The sequence below is a fragment of the Mycetocola zhujimingii genome, from assembly GCF_003065425.1.
GTDB classification, from domain to species: Bacteria; Actinomycetota; Actinomycetes; order Actinomycetales; family Microbacteriaceae; genus Mycetocola_A; species Mycetocola_A zhujimingii.
In genome coordinates, this window is record NZ_CP026949.1 from 2,555,617 (window position 1) to 2,573,227 (window position 17,611).

The following is a 17,611-nucleotide window of genomic DNA, read 5'->3' on the forward strand; positions in this document are numbered from 1 at the left end:
GGTCGGTATAGGAAAAGTGATGCCCACAACGCAGAACGCCGAATCGCGAGTATCTGAAGATTACTCACGTTTGACCGCAGGGGAACCACCCCGATAGGGGGCCAAAACTGAGAAAAGCTCGCGTTATGCGGTAGATTCCGAATTTGGAACCGAACCGTGAACCGCTCGCCCGAGCTCGACGTCAGGATGCACCCAGTGACCACCTTCAAATTGGCGTACGCAGAACTGGTGCAGGCCCAAAAGCCGAAGAAGGGCGTGTCACTGTACAGCCGGCACGTGAACAGGCCTCTCGGCAGGATGCTCGCGGCCGCGTTGCACAGTGTGGGCGCCAGCCCCAACCAGGTCACGCTTCTCTCGGCAATAGCTACTACAGCCGGGCTCGCGGTGCTGGTTTCGCAGCGCCCGGGGCTTGCCGTGGGCATCGTCGTCGCGCTACTGCTCGCGCTCGGCTTCGCGCTCGACTCGGCAGACGGCCAGGTGGCACGACTCTCCGGGCGCCAGTCACCCGCTGGAGAATGGCTCGATCACGTCGTCGACGCCGCAAAGATGGTCGCCGTTCACGGTTGCGTATTCGTCGCTGCGTGGCTTCACACGTCGGTCGAGACGCTATGGCTTTCAATTCCCCTCGTTTTCCAGGTGATCTCCACGCTGCTGTTCGCCGGGGGAACACTGCTCGAACTCATTGAGCGCTCACTCCCCGCGAGGCGGGAAGTGGTGCCGAGCCGTCCCTCCACGGTGCGAGCGGTCGGACTATTGCCAGCGGATTACGGAGTTCTGTGCCTGAGCTTCGTAGTCTGGGGCTTCACCCCCGTGTTCGTCGTGGCGTACAGCCTTCTCTTTCTGGCGAACGCAGCCATCGCCGCAATGCTTCTCACCAAGTGGTTCCGGGAGTTGTCCGCACGCCCCTGAGTCACAGGGCATTCTCGACGGTGGTATCGGTATCAGGAATGAAGACGCGCGACGTGGAGGTCGTCTCCCGGTCAAACCATTCGCCGCTCACAGGACGCTTATACTCCGCCGGTACGCCGGCCCAGAGGCCCGCTGCCGGATGACCTTTGAGGTGCGGCAGAACCGACCCCGCGGCGAGGACCGACCTGGCGGGAAGGACCGCACCGCCCAGAAGGAGGCATCGCGCACCCACGAAACTCCGTTCACCGATGACGATCGGGTACGCGACCTGGGCGTCACGTGCGAGGTCAACGCTGTGAGACAACACTCGGGTGTCGTGCCCGGCGATCGATGACAGCTCACCAACCCGCAACCCGCCGGAACAATCGAGCTGGTGACGGCTCGTAATTTTTGCACGCGAGCCAAGGTCGAGTCTGGCGCCAACGGGGTAGAGCCGCACATATACCGGGTGAGAGGAAATGACATTGAGACGCCCGATCGATGCACCGGACCCGACCGACACGGTCGACATGTGTTTGATCAGGTTCCATTTACCGATGCGACTTCCCGGTTCCATCACGAACGAGTCGACGCCCCACACAAAGTTCGAGCGTGCGCGCGCGCCAGGATCTATTTGGTGCCCGAGGCGTCGGAGCAGGCGATTCTTCACCGGTCCGGCAGGAAGCAGCCAAACGGCCATCACCAAACCCAATCTAGATCTGTGCACGTTGAGTTCTCCTCGTATTGACTGCGGTAGACACAGGCCCGTCGGCTCGTCGAAAAGTGGTGAACACACCGGTGAGCTCAATCCCCACGCGGAGAGCGAGGCCGACGAGAATGGCCCCCAGCGCCCCACTCGGCCCAAAGAAGACGGCGCCGACGGCGACAAGCGGAAGTCCAACCAGGCTGCCGACGAGCGTGGCGGTGGCCACGACATTCACCCGATCGATGGCAATCAGGATTGCTTTGCTCACGACGGCCTCGAACAGGGCCAGGGCGACAAATCCCGCCATCAGCACGAGTGTCGTGGTTCCGGGGCGAATCTGATCACCGCCAAGCCACGCAATCAAATAGGGCGCGACGCTGAGCATGCCCACACCAAGAAGGATGGAAAAGAGTAAAGACAGCGCGAGCGCTCGAAACACCCGCTCACGCAACCGATCACTCGTTGCTCGAGGCACCCACCCCTGAAACACGGTCACGAACGGATTGAGAGCAACCGATACCTGACGCTGAACTTTATCCACGATCGCATAAACCGGAAGGGCATAGGGGGCGACGGCAGACACGATCAGGACGGGGGCAGCCACGTATCCGGACGATAGCAGGGTCGAACTGAGGCCAAGCCCCTGCGAACCCAGAACGCTCCACAGCGGGCTGCGCGGCAGCCTCTCACCCCGCGGCACACCGCTTACACCTTGAATGAAGATCGACGAGGCGACGAACGCCAGCACCATCCCGCCCAGCACACACATGACCCCCACGAACGCATCGGCCCCCGCGAGCATGAGGGCGATTCCCACCACTGTCCCCAGCACGCGTGGAAATGTCTCGAGAAAGAACAAGGCATACGGCCGCGAAAGACCGACAAAATACCAACTCGCCGTGAGCCCGACCGCTGCCGTGGAGAGTGCCCCGACCGCAGCAAGATCCGGGCGCGTCGGCGTCAGGAGTGCGGCAAGACTCGCCGCAGTCGCCCCTACCGGCACAAGAAGGACGCACTTGACCCAGAGGGACTCGGAGTGAGCGCGCACTCGCGCTGGTGGATCGGCCCGCGCTACGACAGCCGGCCCGGTCAGGCCCCAGCCATATCCCACCACAACGGCGGCAACGCCGCCGATGGATTGTCCGACGGCGATGGACGCCCACGCCCGCGGGCCGTCCGCTCCAACCATGACGGGAATGATCGCCAGCGATGCCACAGCCAGGACGAGCATTGAGAGGGAATAGCCCGCAATTTTGCTGAGCCCGGACCTGGCAGCGACCAAACGACGTGTGCCTCTCGACATGGCTCCACTCTCCGGGAGTTCCACCCAACTATCGATTTCCTTGCGCGTATCGCTCAACGCTAGCGCGAATACCGAGGAATCCTCAAATACCCACAACGGGGGCGTCGCCGAAGAGCGTTCGGGCCAAATTACGTGCGTACACTGTCGGGATGACCACCCACCGCGACGGTTCCGAGCGCCATAGCGCGACCCCGACAACGCCATCGAGCGCGGAACCGATATCCCGGAGAAACCTCTCTGGATTCTCCGGTGCCGGGTATGACCGGGGACGCAACGCCCTGTGGCAGGTAGCGTGGCTGTTGGTCTCCGGGCTGGTGTCGATTCGGTGGTGGTGCCCACCGAGTGCGAGAGTCAGCATCCTCCGTGCCTTCGGGGCGACCATCGGCCGAGGAGTCAACATTCGCCACGGCGTTCGTATTCATTGGCCATGGAAGCTCACTGTTGGAGACAACTCGTGGATCGGAGAACAGACCTGGATTCTGAACCTCGAGCCCGTGACAATCGGATCAGACGTCTGTATCTCACAGGGGGTCCTCCTCTGCACAGGTAGCCATGACAGGCGCTCCCCCACTTTCGAATTTGATAATGCGCCGATCGTTGTCGGTGATGGTGCGTGGATCGCCGCTCGCGCTACGGTGCTCAGAGGATCCACGATCGGCCACGACGCGGTTGTCGGCGCCACAGCACTTGTCAGCGACAGCGTCCGCCCCGGCGCGCTCGTCCTGGCCCCTCGGGCACGGCCGACGGATGCGGTATCGCGCTGACATGCGAATCCTCTCGATCGTTACGCTCATCAGCCCGAATGGCGAATATGGTGGACCAGTTCGCGTGGCCGTCAATCAGGCCCGAACTTTGATGGAACGCGGGCACGACGTCACGATTGCCGGCGGGCATCGTGGCTTCGAATCTGCCGCCCCCGTCCTTTATGACGGCGTCCCCGCGGTACTTTTCCCGGCGAGGACGATCATGCCAGGGGCAGGATTCGCCGGCTTGACCGCGCCAGGGCTCCGGCGCTGGCTGTCGTCGAATCTTCAGAACTTTGAGGTGGTGCACATCCATGCAGCTCGGGACCTGGTGACGCAACCTGCCGCCTACCAGGTCAAGCGCGCGCGAGTCCCGTTTGTGCTTCAGACACACGGCATGATCGACCCTTCCTCCCATCCGCTCGCCCGTCCGTTGGACGCGTTGTTGACGCGCCGGATCCTGAAGAGTGCGAGGCGCGTTTTCTATCTCACTCCCGAAGAACGACGCGGATTGGAGGCGGTTGGGGGCAACAGCCTCTCGCTGCAGGAGCTCTCGAACGGCGTACCGGTACCTGATATCGAACCCCACCGGGAGCCCGGATCCGTCGAGGTTCTCTTCCTCGCGCGGCTCGCGCCTCGTAAGCGTCCGGGATTCTTCGTCAATACTGCCTCAACTTTGGCGCCGGACTACCCCGACGTACGCTTTACCCTCGTCGGCCCAGACGAGGGAGAAGGCGCGGCCACACGCGCAGCCATCGACGAGGCAAAGACTCCGCGCCTATCTTGGGACGGACCTCTCGCGCCCGAAGCGACCAGCCAACGCATGGCTCGCTCATCCATCTACGTCCTGCCGTCGGTGGATGAACCGTTCCCTATGTCCGTGCTCGAAGCTATGTCACTCGGCCTGCCGGTCGTCATTACGGAGTCCTGTGGTCTGGCCGAGATCGTGCGGCGGGCCGAGTGTGGACTCGTCATCAATGAAACTCAGTCGGGTCTGGATGACGCGGTGCGCTTTTTGCTGGATAACCCGGACATAGCCGAGGCGATGGGGCAGAGGGGCGCAAAGGCCACCCGAAAGGACTTGAGCATGGGCCGTGTTGCCGACATTCTCGAGTTGGCATATACCAGCTAAGCGCGGTCGAGTCTTTCGACATTTCTTCGCTGGCGGACGAAAAGCACGCAGGCCACCGCTACGGCCATCGCTCCCGTAGCTTGGAGCAACGAACCACGCATCAGGATTGTCATATAGACAGGAAAGATTGCGCCGACCACCGCCCAGAGGCCACCGAGTCCGAACGAGAGCAGCAGCCTGGTATCCATGAACCTCAACCCGATACCCGCGAGCACGAACCCGACAACCACGAGAATGACCCCGCCGTTGACCAGCAATTCCGCCCACAGCGGCGCTGACAGGTTGTCGAAAGTGTACCCTCGGTAGTTGGCCAGAACGATGCCGGTATCCGTCGGTTTATCCGCCCACAGAGCTCGCGGCACCCAGAAAAGCACGCTCCCCAAAAACTGTCGGAACGGAATCACCAGCCCGTCCACCCAGTACGAGAACGCATTTGCTACCTGCCAGAACGCGTCATAGTCGGGGTTGCTCATATATTCGCCGAAGAATCCATTTCGCGTGAGTTTCACCTCTTCGCTCCGGAACGCGTCTGCGAGAGGAAACAGAAACAGAAAGGCTCCGAGCGTGCTGGCGAGAGTCACCCGCACACGCTTCCCCGACACCAGGGCGCCGGCGTAAACAGCGAGGGCGAAGCCAACTGTTCCGAATGTGTATCGCGCGCTGCCGACGGGATTCACGATGAGAAGCAGTACCACGACGCAACCCACCAAACTGAGGGTGTACAAGCGAACCGCCTTCGGTGCCTGAGCACGACGCCGAAGCTGTGCAATCGCCCCCGCGCCCACAAGGAGCGGATAAATCGCGAGCGCGTACATCACAGAACGAATGGCCGGATCGGGCCACGCCCCCTCACGGGCAGCGAAGGACGCTGCGCGACTGCCAAGCAACGCGCCTGGACCAACAGACAGCAGGAAGTACGCGCTCGCTGCGAGCCCCACACCAACGAGAAGCAACGTATGCCTTCTGTCGACAAGCGCAATGGTGGGCAGCGCGTTTTCCTGAGTACTGACAGACCGCAAAACAGATCGTTCGCGACCCATCCGCGCCAGACGGCCGAGTTCATAGGCACCGAGCCCCAGACAGACGATCAAAGCCGTGGGAAGGTACAACCCCTCGTCGATTCCGGGAGTAGTGGTCGATGTGAGGCCGGACCGCAACTGCACGGTTGGCGCTATACCCATAAAGATGTAGCAGAACATCCAGAAGAAGAAATCAAAGAGCCTCGGCATCCCAGCGACGATCAACCAGCCGAGCCGTACCCCACCCCACACTATTATCGCCGCGGTGAATACCCAGGCATCGGTGAGACCAACATCATCGACTTGAGCCACCAACGTGAGCGGGATCACCCCCGAGAGCAGGGCGGTAATGGCTACGAGCGCGACGGACTGGCCAACGTGCCAGCGCTTGCTGGCACGAACTGGAACTGTGGGCGTGGCGAGGTCAGCGGATGTCACGTCGCCCATCCCATCATCGAGGGGCACGCACCACACACACCCACAACAGGGCACAAACCTGAGATTCACTCACTTCACGCATGACCATGTGCATATCATGACATGTGGCGGCGGGCAGTCCGGCATTCGTGTGCGGACATCCCGCGGCATCACGTCAACCGGGCTGTCGCGTGCACGAGCGCCGCGTGCCGGCCAATGAGGGGAACGAAGTGGAACACCGGGGAATTCTGAACATGGTGCGGCTGCACTGGCTGACCGTGGCATTCATCACGGCGCTGGGCGGCGGCCTCGGTTTCGGCTACACGTTGCTCGCAACCGCGGAGTACAGCGCCAGCACCGAGCTCTTCGTTGCGGTTTCTACCGGCGAGAACACTGGTGAACTGGCACAGGGAAGTAACTACTCCCAGCAGCAGGCGCGAAACTACAGCGCGGTGGCAACGCGGGAGATCGTCCTGCAACCGGTTATCGATTCACTCGGCCTGGACACGACAGTGCGCGAATTACGCACCCATATCTCCACCGCAGTTCCGCTGAACACATCGCTCATCTCCATCACGGTCACAGACAGCTCAAGCGATCGCGCCGCCGCAATCGCGAATGGCCTCGCGACAAGTCTGTCAAACTCCGTCCAGACGCTCGTCCCCAAACTGCCGGACGGGAGTTACCCACTCCAGTTGAAAACGGTGCAAAGCGCGGTCCCGCCCCTGTTCCCGTCATCACCGAACACGTCACTGTCGGTCACTCTCGGGCTCTTGGGCGGACTTGTCGCAGCCATCGCCCTTGTGGCCGCCCGTGAGAATCTCAATGCGCGAGTGCGGACGCCAGAACAGATCAAGGCGGTTACAGGCTCAAACCTTCTGGGCTCCATTGTGTACGATCGCTCGGCCTCAGCAGCACCCATGGCTCTCCGATCCAACCGACTGTCATCACGGGCGGAAGAGTTCCGCCAGCTGCGCACCAACCTCCGTTTCCTTCAAGCGGATGATGATCACAAGGTATTCGTCCTGACGTCCTCGATTCCCGGCGAGGGCAAGAGCTCGACAGCAGCCAACCTGGCCGCGACTATTGCCGCCTCAGGTGCGAGCGTCTGCCTCGTGGAGGCAGACCTCAGGCGGCCAACCCTCGGCGGTATTCTCGACCTCGAAGGCGGTGTCGGCCTCACCACGCTCCTCGCTGGCGAGGCGAAACTCGACGACGTCCTCCAGCCATGGGGCGTTGACGGCCTCAAGGTGCTGCTCGCGGGAGAGATCCCTCCTAACCCAAGCGAGCTCCTGGGATCCGCGCGGGCCGAAGAAATTCTGACGTCCATCAAGGAGCGGTTCGCTGTCACAGTGATCGACTGTCCCCCACTGATACCGGTAACCGACGCAACGATCCTCGCTCGCCTCTTCGGAGGGGCCATCCTCGTGGTCGGAGCGAAGAAGGTCGAAGTGCGTGAGCTTCGCAAGGCAGTCGAGCGGATGTCGGTGGTGGACGCGCCCATCCTTGGCACAGTTCTCAACCTGGCTCCGACCAGCGTGATGGGTCGCTACCACATGACGTACGCCTCTCAACCAGCGCCGAAACTAGCGCCGAAACCAACGCCCAGACCAACAACGGTGGCCGGACGGCGCGCCAAGAGCAGCGCGCAATCCTCACCCCAGACGATACCGTTTGACGCTCCAGCGGACGGGGCCGCACGACCTGCTTCCAGGAAGCCACGGTTAGGAGCCTGATGCCAGTTTCCCCCCGCGCACCGCTTTCCATGGCCGGCACAGACGGCACGATTCTCTTCGTCTGCTCCGGGAACATCTGCCGGTCACCGTTCCTTGAACTCACAATGCGTCGCAGCCTGGCGCAGCACCACATCACCTCCATAGCGGTTCGCTCCGCGGGAACCGACGCGCTTCTGCGCCAATCAGTTGCGGGCCCCATGGCCGAGATCCTGCGAGAAGACAACATCGATCCGTCTCTGTTCCGCTCTCGTCAACTCTCCCACCAATTGGTCGCATCGGCCGACCTCATCCTGACTGCCGAGCGGGCTCACAGATCGGTGGCGGCCCGAATGCACCCGTCAGCAGTCTCCCGTATCTTCACCGTCACTCAGGCGGCACGGCTCTTGCAGGCCGCGCCACCGCTCCCGCCGGATCCCGCGCTGAATCCCGTTGCGCAACTGACGTCGCTCATAGCATCCGGGCGCGGGGTCAACCAGACCTCGGCCGGCAATGGCGACGATATTGCTGACCCGTGGCAACAGTCGCGTTCCGTCTATCGAGCGGTTGCCAGAGCAATGAAGGAGCCACTCGCCGTGATCGTTCACGCGCTTGTCGCCCAACGAACGGCCCTTTCACACGTGAGCTCGGATTAACTCAATCCCTGCTGCTTGCTGCGTAATACTGCAGATCCTGCACAAGGGGCCTTGTGACGACAGTATGCGGCGAGACGACGGAGTCGATGGCCGCTCCGTTTCTGGAGGCAGTCGCCGAAACCTTCCCTACCGCGAGGGGGAACGTCTTGGCAAACACTCCGGCCGGTGCATTGTACGAAACGGCCTTGCCACCCACCGTGACGGTGACACTCGCCGCCGCCTTCAGCAGCGTCAACACCTCGACAGTGTCACGGGGCGGTGTTCCGTTGCCGCTCAGCGTCGGAGACATCGTCTTTGTGAGGGTGATTTGAGGAACCGCCGCCACAGCGTGAATGCGATGAGTCACATAGATGGCGTCATCCGAGATGGTGAATTTTCCCGTCTTGAATTCCGCCGCGTAGTGTCGGGAGATGTCAAGGAACGCGGAACCGTGGGCAACAGATGGGGCGAAGTGGGTCGATTCGCTGTAGTCATTCCAGGTCGCAATCTGTACGGAATCCGCTCCCTCGTCAATCGCGCGGTTCCACGTGGCGCGGAGCGTCTCCGTGTTCCCCGACTCATCGTAAATGAATGAACGTGCGCGTACGTCTTGAACTGCCACCGGTGCCATCCACTTCAGCCCCATGGCGTGGGCGCGCGCAGCGTTATTCGGCCCACCTGTGACCGTTGCTACCGTTCGTGTTCCCCAGTTGCCGACCCCATCGCTAATCGGAGCAAAGGCTTTCATGTTTGCATCACTCGCGTTGAGGAAGATAGCGGTGAACGTGACGGGAATGTTCCGGGATTTGAGCGCCTGGATGATCGACGACCACCAGCTCACTCCCTTGTTCTCGGCCTTGAACGACGACAACGCGTATTCGCCGTTGGACGCCCTCTCTGCGGACGAGTATTGGTAGAGTTCCGCGAGCTTTGTGGCGATCGCTGTGGCGCTTTGCGATCCGATGCTTGCGGTCCCGTCGATCATCGGAATAATCGTGAAGTCCGGGCTTACTGCGGCGGCTGCCTTCATGAGGTTGATGCTGGCATCCCAATTTCGACCGGAAAGACCCATGATGTTGAGCGTGAAGCCATCGATGCCCGCCGCCATCGCCTGCCGAACTTCAGTCTTCAAATCCTGAACGCGCCAGTCGGAACCTGAGAGAGGAGCGCGAGTCTCCGGTCGGTCCCTCAAGAGTCCGCCGTACGACGCGTGGATACCGCCCTCGCCGTCGACCGTCAAGTAGTTTTTCTCGTAGTAGTCGTTCGCAGGCGCTGCGTTATCAATCGAAATCGGATACGGCGGGAAATAATGTGCAAAAACCTTCTTGCCATTGGTACCGACTGGCGGAACCACTGGCGGTGCGACCGGTTTGGCGATAGCCGCGTCCTCGACAGTGACCCGCAGCTTCGGAAGGTCAGACTGGGCAAGCGAAAAATTGTTGCTGACATACTGCTGCGAGTACCGCAACCCGAAGGCCATCTGCGTGGCGGAGACGGCGCTGAGGTCACTCAGGGGCACCGACAGTCTCGCACCGGTCTTGGCGAGCACCAACGCGGTGTTGAGGGCTGTAGGCCCCAGTGCCGGCCGGTTCTGGTGGGTGAGAGAACTTTCACTCCACGTGGTCGAGGTCGGGTAGGCAACAACTCCCCCCGCCGTCGCCGTGCTGAACGAGACACTCAATTCCAGCGACGCTTTGACGACCTTCTTGCCCGCAAACTGCTTACCGTCAAACTTGAGATACGACGTGTCCTGCGAGCTGGACGCGCTCAGGTATGGCTTGTCGCCGAGAGGAGTGCCTGGTAGCCGCGCCGATGTCCAGGTGGCGGCGGTCGGTGACAGCACGACCTCAGTGGTCGCCGCAACCGCTGGGGCGGCAAGTGGTGTCAGAACCGACCAGGCAAGGGCAACAACAACAGCGCCAGCGAAGAGCCGCCGGCGCGGTGACAGTCGAACCTCAGGGTCGATGTGATCTATTGTCGGTGACTTCATATAGGTATACTCCCTGTTCGCTCTGTTGCCCCTCGTGAGAGGCACATGCTACGGGGTTTATGAGAATTAATCATATTCTGTCCACAAGCGGAGCGAGAGCGGCGCCTCGCACAGGCGTCACGTCAACCCGGGTTCGTCCGCTTGAGAGGGTCACGACTGGGTTCAGGTAGGCGGTCTAGACGAGGCCTTCCCGGTGCGCGAGGATCACCGCTTGCACCCTGTCCCGAAGGTCGAGCTTCGACAGGATGCGCCCGACGTGGGTCTTGACCGTTGATTCGGAGAGAAACAGGCGCGAGGCAATTTCGGGATTGGAGAGCCCCTCCCCGACGGCGACGAGCACCTGGCGTTCGCGCTGGGTCAGGGCAGCGAGCTGCGCCGATGTCGCCTCCGACCCAGCGACGGGCAGTTTGCCGCCGTAGAGGTCGAGCATGCGTCGCGTGATGCGAGGCGAGACAATCGCCTCGCCAGTGGCAACCGCCCTGACCGCGGCAAGCAGTTCGGCAGGCGGCGCGTCTTTCAGCAGGAATCCGCTCGCCCCCGCGTTGAGTCCACCGAACGCGTACTCGTCGAGGTCAAACGTCGTCAGAATGATGACGCGGGCATTCTGGCGGTCCGCCACGATCCGGCGGGTCGCCTCGATTCCGTCGAGGGCAGGCATCCGCACGTCCATGAGAATGACATCGGGTTGCAGCGCCATCGCCCGCTCGACAGCTGTCTCACCGTCGGCGGCTTCACCGACAACGACCATGTCGCTTTCCGCGGCGAGAACCATCGCGAGTCCCATCCGCAACAGGTCCTGGTCATCAACGATCATGACGCGGATACTCACGGCTCTTCTCCTGTCTCGGGCATGGTCATGCGTACCTGCCAGCCGCCCCGCGGGAGTCGGCCACTCGTCACTGATCCGCCGAACAGAGCCGCGCGCTCAGCCATTCCGATCAGCCCTCGCCCGGCGCCCTCCGACGGCGGCACCCGGCCGGACGCACCATCGTCGGTCACAGTAAGAACGACGGCGCCATCGGCACATTCCAAGTGAACTCGCACCTCACGCGGCTCCCTCGCGTAGCGAATGGCGTTCGTCAGCGCCTCCTGGACAGCACGATAGATCGTGACCTGTGCGCCCTGTCCCGCTGGAGGAACACCGGTAAAGGTAAGCGTCACCGGAAGCCCGGCCGCACGGTAACTTTCAACCAGCTGTGGCAACTCCTCGAGCGTGGGTTGCGGAGCCCGCGACGCGATGTCGTCCTCCTCATCGCGCAGCACACCGAGCAGTCGCCTCATCTCGGCGAGCGAGGCACGCCCGGTCGAACCGACATTGCGCATCGCAGTCAGTGACGCTTCGGGATCCTTCGTTGCCATGGCTTCAGCGCCGTCCGCCAGCCGCACCATGACGGAAAGGCTGTGCGCCACGATGTCGTGCATCTCCCGGGCGATTCTGGATCGTTCGGATGCCGCGGCCAGTTGCGCCTGCTGGTCACGTTCACGCGCCAGTTGACCTGCCCGGTCGACGAGCGCCCCGATGTAGCGTTTACGGTTGCCGACGTTGCTCCCGATGAGAACCGCAAACAGGCAGAGGGTGATGGTGGTGGCGACCACGCCCGTCCACGGATCGTCGAACATACCGAATGTGAGAAGCCCGGTGACCGTGATGGTCACCGCCGCGACGGCGAGACCGATCCACGCCGCTCGAACACTGTGGTGCACCGCAACGGAGTACAGCGCGATCATGAGGCCGAGTCCGCCCAGACTGTACTCGCTCCAGATAAACAGAGCGGTGCTGGCGAGTGACGTGACAAGAGCAGCGATGGGGGCGCTCCGTCGTTTATAGAGAGCGACCGATGTGGCGATCCCCAGCAGCAGACCGAGCGTGTTGTACGCCGGCGGCATGGATGCGTCCCCGTACGTGGCGACTCGTGAGATGACCTCGGGAATCGCGTAGACCAGCGTGACGAGAACGTCAGCTGTCCGCGTGTGCCTGGCCCAGAACCGCCGGACGACCCCGGGCGGTGCTGGCAGCCGAAGCTCCCCGACCGCACCCTGTTGGGCACGCGCCGGGGAGCTTCTTGGCGTCTTGGTCAGGCGTCTCTCCGCTTCATCAGGGTGGCACCGGCGGCGAGGGAGGCAGCAACCCAACCGAGCACGATGAGCAGTTGCTGCCACGGCTCGAGGGCGCCGGGGACATCCGATTGTAGGCCGAGGGCGCCAAGGCCCGCATCTGAGATGACGTACGGCACCAGGTTCGCTGCCCAGTCCGTCGGGATGACCTGCAGCACGGTCGGCAGGATCAGAATGATCCCGAGAACTATCGCGATGCCACCGGCCGAGTTGCGAACCATGGTTCCGATACCGAGTGAGAAAACGGCGATGAGGGCGAGGTAGAGCGCTCCTCCGACCGCGGCGCGTACGACATCCGGGTCACCGAGGGGCGCAATGATCCCGCTTCTCGCCAGGAAGGGTGCACTGGCCAGGTACCCGCCGACCGTCGCGATGAGCCCGACGACGAATGTTGCGGCGAAGAGCACGACACTCTTGGCCCACAGCACCGACAGGCGGCGGGGCACGGCCGTGAACGTGGACCGCACCATCCCGGTGCCGTACTCGCCCGCGATGAAGAGCACACCGAGGACCGCGGCGACGAGCTGCGCGAAGCCAATGGGGAAGGCAATCACCTGCATGACGACCGCGGTCTGCGCGTCTGCCGGAAGCTGCTCGTCCGGGGCGCTCGCGAGCGTGGCGGCCAGTAGCACCGCGAGCCCAACCGAGACCAGCACGAGGACCGCGTACGACCAGACGGTCGAACGGAGGCTGCGGAGCTTGATCGCCTCCGAACGCAGTATCCCGACGAAGCGAAGCGGACCGGCTGACCCAGCCGATGGCATCCGCGCTTGTCGCGATTCGGGCGCGGAATCGAGAGTGTGTGTCGTCATCGTGAGACCTCCAGGTCCATGACGGGAGCACCTGTCCGGTATTCCACGTCGTCGTTGGTGAGTTGCAGGTAGGCCTCTTCAAGCGAGGCAGTCACCGGGGTGAGTTCGTGAAGAGCGATTCCGTCGCGCGCTGCCACATCGCCAATGGCTCCCGCCGTGAGGCCGCTGACAGTGAGCAGGTCGTGCTCCACGTGTGTGACCGTGATTCCAGGAGCGGTGAGCGCAGTGGCGAGGACGGATGCCCGTGGCGATCGAACGCGCACACCGGACTGCGTGGCACCGCCGATGATCTCCGCAATGGGGGCATCCGCAATCACGCGCCCTTTTCCAAGCACGATGAGATGGTCGGCGGTCAACGCCATCTCACTCATCAGATGACTCGAGAGCAGCACCGCGCGACCTTCGGCTGCCAGGTTGCGCACGAGCGCTCGCACCCAGCGGATGCCCTCAGGGTCGAGCCCGTTGATGGGTTCGTCGAGGAGGAGCGTCTTCGGATCACCGAGCAGGGCAGCGGCGATGCCGAGCCTCTGGCCCATCCCGAGCGAGAAACCACCGACGCGTTTTCTGGCCACCGATTGGAGCCCGGTGAGCTCGATCATCTCTTTCACCCGCGACCGTGGGATGCCGTGGGTGGCGGCGAGGGCGAGAAGGTGGTTTTCGGCACTCCGACCGGCGTGCACTGCTTTGGCGTCGAGCAGGGCTCCGACCTCGGACAGCGGTGATGTGTGTTCCCGGTAGAGCCGGCCGTTGACGGTGACCCGGCCGGCGGTAGGACGGTCAAGACCGACGATCATGCGCATGGTCGTTGACTTGCCCGCGCCGTTTGGGCCCAGGAATCCGGTGACTGCGCCTGGCCGCACGGTGAACGAGACGTCGTTCACGGCGGTTTTCGCGCCGTAGGTCTTGGTGAGGTTATGTGCTTCGATCATGCTGCGAGGTTATGAGCAGCGCATCACCGGGCGCATCATCCCGGCAGTCAGCACATCGCCCGCTGTGTCATACCCAGGTACCGTCGTTCGCGGTACCTGGTCTCTGCCGATCTAGAGCTGGGAGCCGTCCACCGCGAACGTATCGCAGGCGCCGGGTCCACCCTCGCGGCCGGCGTTGAACCAGCGCTGCCGCTGTTCGCTTGACCCGTGGGTCCACGCCTCGGAGTTCACGCCCTGGCCGGATCCCGCCTGGATGCGGTCGTCACCGACCGCCGCGGCGGCGTCGAGCGCGTCGGCAATCTGAGCCGCTGTCGGCCGCTCGAGGTATGTCACACCGTTCTCGTCTTCGGTCTCGCTCGCTCCGGCTACCCAGGCGCCGGCAAAGCAGTCGGCCTGGAGCTCGATGCGCACGGAATCGGAGTCCGGCCCGGTTCCCGTGCGGTCGGCGGACTCCATGATTCCCGAGATCGCCTGGATGTGGTGCCCCCACTCGTGTGCCGCGATGTACAACTGGGCGAGCGGGCCACCCGTGGTATCGAACGGCGGCTGGCGCAGCTGCGCAAAGAATGAGGTGTCGACGAAGATCGTTTCGTCGCCGGGGCAGTAGAACGGACCGGTCGAACTCGATGCCGCACCGCACGCCGTCGTTGTGGATGATTCGAAGAGGTCGAATCCGGGCTTACGGTACTCGCCGCTCGCGACCGTGCTGTAGTTGTCGATCCAGAAGTCGTCGATCGACGACCCTGCCCCGACCATGAGGCACTCGACGCTCTCGTTGGCGTCCTCGCCCGTCTTGCACTGTTCGCTGAGGGATGTGGAGGATGGCGCCGAACCGCCGGCTTCCCCGCCGCCGCCGATGAACCCGCTCAGGTCGATCCCGGTGAACTGGGCGATGAGGAAGACCGCCACGACAGCGAGTCCACCACCGCCGACGCCGATCGCTGTTCCACGACCACGCTTGCGTACGTTGCTGCCGGAGATGTCTGAGTCTGGATTGAAGGTCACCGGGATAACTTACCGGCACCCGGCCTGAGCCGCAGAACCGCTTGCGCGGGAGGAACGGCGACCGCTAGGAGGCGAAACGATCGGTGGCTTCGATCAGCGCATCGAGGATTCCCGGTTCATCGAACGCGTGCCCGGCATCCGGAATCATCTTCAGCTCGGCGTGCGGCATCGCTTCGGCGAGCGCCCACGCCGTCATCGGCGGCGTGCACATGTCGTATCGACCCTGCACGATGACGGTGGGGATGCCGGCGAGCTTCGGAGCATCCCGAATCAGCTGTCCTTCCTCCCACCACCCGCCGTTCATGAAGTAGTGGTTCTCGATGCGGGCGAATGCGACGGCGTATGCGGGTTCGGTGAAGCGCGCAATGTTCGCCTCGTTGGGGAGAAGAGTGATGGTCGACGATTCCCAGCGCGACCAGGCAACCGCCGCCGGCTCGTGCACGGCCGGGTCCGGGTCGTTGAGGAGCGTCGAATACGCACGGATGAGATTGCGGCGCTGATCGACAGGCACCGGCTCGAGAAAGCCCTGCCACAGGTCAGGAAAGACAGCGGATGCGCCACCCTCGTAGAACCAGTCAAGCTCGACCTGGCGCAGGGTGAAGATGCCCCGGAGGACGAGTTCAGACACCCGATCGGTGTGGGTCTGTGCGTACGCGAGGGCGAGCGAGCTGCCCCACGACCCACCGAAGACCTGCCAGGTATCCACGCCGAGGTGTTCACGCAGCTTCTCGATGTCGGCGACCAGGTGCCAGGTGGTATTCGTCTCGAGGTCCGCTTCCGGCGCGCTCGCGTGCGGCGTGCTCTTGCCACAGCCGCGCTGGTCGAAGAGGACGATGCGGTACTTGTCCGGATCGAAGACGCGGCGCTGGCTCGGGGTCGTTCCGCCGCCGGGCCCGCCGTGCAGGAAGACGACGGGCTTGCCGCCCGGGTTACCGCTCGTCTCCCAGTAGATCAGCTGACCGTCACCCACATCCAGGTGGCCTGTGTCATACGGTTCAATCTCCGGATACATCTCGCGCATACCTCGACAGTATCTCTGTCCGGGTGCTGTGTGAGGGGTCCTTGTGCCTTCCCACGAACCGGCCTCGCGGCATCCGTCGCAGAACCAGTGGCACAGAACGCGAGCGGGTGCAAGGTCCCGAACATCTGTGGCCTCGAACCGTCGGCTGGGCGTAGCGTGGCCGCATGGACAATCGCTATCTCGGCAATTCAGGCCTGAAAATCTCCGAAATCATCTACGGCAACTGGCTGACCCACGGGTCACAGGTTGAGAACGACACAGCGAAGCAGTGCGTCGCCGCTGCGCTCGAGAGTGGCATCACAACGTTCGACACCGCTGACGCCTACGCGAACACCGCGGCGGAGACCGTGCTCGGCGAGGCGCTCGCCTCCGAACGACGCGAGTCGCTCGAGATCTTCACGAAGGTGTACTGGCCGACCGGTCCGATGGGCCCCAACGACTCCGGCCTCAGCCGCAAGCACATTATGGAGTCGATTCACGGGTCGCTGACCCGGCTCGACACCGACTATGTCGACCTCTACCAGGCGCACAGGTACGACCACCACACCCCGCTCGAAGAGACGATGCAGGCCTTCGCCGACATTGTCCGCCAGGGAAAGGCGCTGTACATCGGCGTTTCGGAGTGGAACGCAGACCAGCTGCGCCGTGGTTCTGCTCTGGCGAAGGAGCTCGGCTTCCAGCTCATCTCGAACCAGCCGCAGTACTCGATGCTGTGGCGGGTCATCGAGGAAGAGGTCGTGCCCGCCTCCCGCGAGCTCGGCATCTCGCAGATCGTCTGGTCCCCCGTTGCACAGGGCATCCTCTCGGGCAAGTACCTTCCGGGCCAGCCGCTGCCGGAGGGCTCCCGCGCGACAGACGCGAAGGGCGGCGCCGACTCGGTGAAGGTGTTCCTCCGCGACGAGGTGCTCACCGCTGTGCAGAACCTCAAGCCCATTGCCGAGGAGCACGGCCTGAGCCTGGCGCAGCTTGCCGTCGCGTGGGTGCTCGCCAACGACAACGTCGCTGGCGCCATCATCGGCGCTTCCCGCCCCGAGCAGGTGCGCGAGAACGTGAAGGCGTCCGGCGTCAGCCTGTCGAAGGAGACCCTCGCGAACATCGACAAGGTCCTCGGGTCACTGCCCGAGACCGACCCCGCGAAGACAAAGTCACCGGAGGAGCGTCCGTCCTGACCGACGGCGCCGCCA

The 17,611-nt window shown here is 63.2% G+C and carries 16 protein-coding genes; 6 read left to right on the forward strand and 10 right to left on the reverse strand.

Going from position 1 to position 17,611, the window contains the following annotated elements; genetic code table 11:
- Positions 1-195 precede the first annotated feature (195 nt).
- The gene (locus C3E77_RS12215; RefSeq protein WP_198412144.1) at positions 196-909 is read left to right on the forward strand and encodes a CDP-alcohol phosphatidyltransferase family protein; all 714 of its coding nucleotides are present in this window, start codon (positions 196-198) and stop codon (positions 907-909) included.
- A 1-nt stretch (position 910) separates the two neighbouring features.
- Here the strand turns inward: C3E77_RS12215 and C3E77_RS12220 are convergent, their stop codons facing one another.
- Both C3E77_RS12220 and C3E77_RS12225 read right to left on the reverse strand, forming a co-directional pair.
- Positions 911-1,588, reverse strand: coding sequence for an acyltransferase (locus C3E77_RS12220; protein WP_108962362.1), 678 nt, complete (start codon positions 1,586-1,588; stop codon positions 911-913).
- 13 nt (positions 1,589-1,601) lie between these two features.
- Complete coding sequence (locus C3E77_RS12225) at positions 1,602-2,897, reverse strand: lipopolysaccharide biosynthesis protein (RefSeq protein WP_162925001.1); 1,296 nt, start codon at positions 2,895-2,897, stop codon at positions 1,602-1,604.
- A 149-nt stretch (positions 2,898-3,046) separates the two neighbouring features.
- Here C3E77_RS12225 and C3E77_RS12230 point away from each other — a divergent pair, with 149 nt between their 5' ends.
- Entirely contained in the window at positions 3,047-3,661 is a 615-nt protein-coding gene (locus tag C3E77_RS12230) for an LbetaH domain-containing protein (protein WP_108391881.1), read from the forward strand.
- Between the two features lies 1 nt (position 3,662).
- Positions 3,663-4,772, forward strand: a complete 1,110-nt coding sequence (locus tag C3E77_RS12235; RefSeq protein ID WP_108391882.1) for a glycosyltransferase — start codon at positions 3,663-3,665, stop codon at positions 4,770-4,772.
- On the opposite strand, the gene C3E77_RS12240 is transcribed toward C3E77_RS12235, so the two are convergent.
- Positions 4,769-6,229, reverse strand: coding sequence for a hypothetical protein (locus tag C3E77_RS12240; protein ID WP_162925002.1), 1,461 nt, complete (start codon positions 6,227-6,229; stop codon positions 4,769-4,771). The genes C3E77_RS12235 and C3E77_RS12240 overlap by 4 nt on opposite strands.
- Before the next feature lie 209 nt (positions 6,230-6,438).
- On the opposite strand from C3E77_RS12240, the gene C3E77_RS12245 reads away from it, so the two are divergent.
- Entirely contained in the window at positions 6,439-7,944 is a 1,506-nt protein-coding gene (locus tag C3E77_RS12245) for a tyrosine-protein kinase domain-containing protein (RefSeq protein ID WP_108391884.1), read from the forward strand.
- 29 nt (positions 7,945-7,973) lie between these two features.
- A complete protein-coding gene (locus C3E77_RS12250; RefSeq protein ID WP_257791029.1) occupies positions 7,974-8,576 on the forward strand; it encodes an arsenate reductase/protein-tyrosine-phosphatase family protein in 603 nt (200 codons plus the stop codon).
- 1 nt (position 8,577) lies between these two features.
- On the opposite strand, the gene C3E77_RS12255 is transcribed toward C3E77_RS12250, so the two are convergent.
- From C3E77_RS12255 to pip, 7 genes are all read right to left on the reverse strand, one after another.
- Positions 8,578-10,545, reverse strand: a complete 1,968-nt coding sequence (locus tag C3E77_RS12255) for a glycoside hydrolase family 71 protein (RefSeq protein ID WP_108391886.1) — start codon at positions 10,543-10,545, stop codon at positions 8,578-8,580.
- A gap of 175 nt (positions 10,546-10,720) precedes the next feature.
- Entirely contained in the window at positions 10,721-11,359 is a 639-nt protein-coding gene (locus C3E77_RS12260; protein ID WP_198412225.1) for a response regulator, read from the reverse strand.
- Positions 11,360-11,370: 11 nt separating this feature from the next.
- Positions 11,371-12,705: a sensor histidine kinase gene (locus C3E77_RS12265; RefSeq protein WP_418288044.1), complete on the reverse strand. Its 1,335-nt coding sequence runs from the start codon at positions 12,703-12,705 to the stop codon at positions 11,371-11,373.
- A complete protein-coding gene (locus tag C3E77_RS12270) occupies positions 12,621-13,472 on the reverse strand; it encodes an ABC-2 transporter permease family protein (protein WP_108391889.1) in 852 nt (283 codons plus the stop codon). The genes C3E77_RS12265 and C3E77_RS12270 overlap by 85 nt, the downstream gene beginning before the upstream one ends.
- Positions 13,469-14,401 carry an ABC transporter ATP-binding protein gene (locus C3E77_RS12275; RefSeq protein ID WP_108391890.1) on the reverse strand — a complete coding sequence of 311 codons (933 nt, stop codon included), beginning with the start codon at positions 14,399-14,401 and terminating at the stop codon, positions 13,469-13,471. Before C3E77_RS12275 ends, C3E77_RS12270 begins: the two co-directional genes overlap by 4 nt.
- A 111-nt stretch (positions 14,402-14,512) precedes the next feature.
- The gene (ypfJ, locus tag C3E77_RS12280) at positions 14,513-15,406 is read right to left on the reverse strand and encodes a KPN_02809 family neutral zinc metallopeptidase (protein ID WP_108391891.1); all 894 of its coding nucleotides are present in this window, start codon (positions 15,404-15,406) and stop codon (positions 14,513-14,515) included.
- A 64-nt stretch (positions 15,407-15,470) separates the two neighbouring features.
- Complete coding sequence (gene pip / locus C3E77_RS12285) at positions 15,471-16,427, reverse strand: prolyl aminopeptidase (protein ID WP_108391892.1); 957 nt, start codon at positions 16,425-16,427, stop codon at positions 15,471-15,473.
- Between the two features lie 164 nt (positions 16,428-16,591).
- On the opposite strand from pip, the gene C3E77_RS12290 reads away from it, so the two are divergent.
- A complete protein-coding gene (locus C3E77_RS12290) occupies positions 16,592-17,596 on the forward strand; it encodes an aldo/keto reductase family protein (protein WP_108391893.1) in 1,005 nt (334 codons plus the stop codon).
- The last annotated feature ends 15 nt before the right edge of the window (positions 17,597-17,611 follow it).